Source organism: Catellatospora sp. NPDC049133, assembly GCF_040648455.1.
In the GTDB taxonomy this organism is placed as follows: domain Bacteria; phylum Actinomycetota; class Actinomycetes; order Mycobacteriales; family Micromonosporaceae; genus Catellatospora; species Catellatospora aurea.
Window position 1 is genome coordinate 1 of the sequence record NZ_JBEZDT010000094.1, and the last position, 1296, is coordinate 1296.

The following is a 1296-nucleotide window of genomic DNA, read 5'->3' on the forward strand; positions in this document are numbered from 1 at the left end:
GGTGGATTCCAGTGGTCGTTGCAACACTGCTGGTTAGTTGGTGGTGTTGAGCAGTTTGGTGAAACGCTCGGCTGGGGTGTCCCAGCCGAGCGTTTTGCGTGGGCGTGAGTTGAGTTCGGCGGCGACGGCGGCGAGGTGTTCGGCGCTGTGTGTGGACAGGTCTGTTCCTTTGGGGAAGTACTGGCGTAGCAGGCCGTTGGTGTTCTCGTTGGAGCCTCGCTGCCAGGGTGAGTGGGGTTCGCAGAAGTAGACGGGCATGTCGGCGGCGGTGGCGAATTCGTGGTGTAGCGCCATCTCGGCGCCTTGGTCCCAGGTCAGGGACCGTTTGAGGTGGGTGGGCAGGGTTGCGATGGTGGCCAGGAGCCCGTCTCGGACGTGGGCGGCGGTGCGGCCGGCGGGCAGGTGGACCAGCAGGACGTAGCGGGTGGTGCGTTCGACGAGGGTGCCGATCGCCGAGCCGTTGTCCTTGCCGATGACCAGGTCGCCTTCCCAATGTCCGGGTACGGCCCGGTCGTCGGCCTCGGCGGGCCGGTCGCTGACCATGACCATGGGGGTGGTGAAGCGTGACTGGCGCTGGTCGGGCCGGCGGTGCGGGCGGCGTATGGCGCGGCCGGTGCGTAGCGCGGCGGTCAGCTCCCGGCGCAGCGCGCCCCGGCCTTGGACGTAGAGCGCCTGGTAGATCGTTTCGTGGGTCACGTGCAGCTCGTCTCGGTCGGGAAAGTCGCGGCGTAGCCGCCGACTGATCTGCTCGGGGCTGCACTTATGCTCGAGCATGGCCTCGATCAGGGCCCGCAGCACGGGGCTGGCTTCGATTTTGCCGGTCTTGGGTCGTGGTCGGCGTTGCTCGGCCCGGTCGTGGGCGGCATGTGGCCGGTAGCCGGTTTCGGGGTGGCTGTTGCGGGCGACTTCGCGGCTCAGCGTCGACGGGCTGCGTCCCATCGCCGCGGCGATCGTCCGCAGGCTGGCTCCTTCGCGCAGCAGGTCGGCAAGGGTGATCCGCTCATCGATCGACAGGTACCGGGCGGACACGCCACGGCGGGCAGCAGACCGCCGTGTGGTCTGCTGCCCGCCGTTGTCGTTCAGGGTTCTGCCATGCCGCCACCGGTAACCGGTGGCGCGGTTGACTCCCACGGCCCGACAGGCCTCGCTCGTGCCCACACCCTGAGCAACGAGAGACAGGTACGCCTCACGCTCAGCGTGCAGTTTCTTACGGCCCTGCGGAACCCGGCCGGCGCGGATCTCGAACACTGCAACCCCTGAAATGATCAGGTGTTGCAACGACGCCTAGAACCCAAG

The 1296-nt window shown here is 67.7% G+C and carries 1 protein-coding gene; it reads right to left on the minus strand.

The genetic code is table 11. The annotated features are described in order from the left end of the window. Positions 1-33: 33 nt before the first annotated feature. The gene (locus AB0B35_RS42130) at positions 34-1239 is read right to left on the minus strand and encodes an IS30 family transposase (protein WP_361057529.1); all 1206 of its coding nucleotides are present in this window, start codon (positions 1237-1239) and stop codon (positions 34-36) included. Positions 1240-1296: the final 57 nt, after the last annotated feature.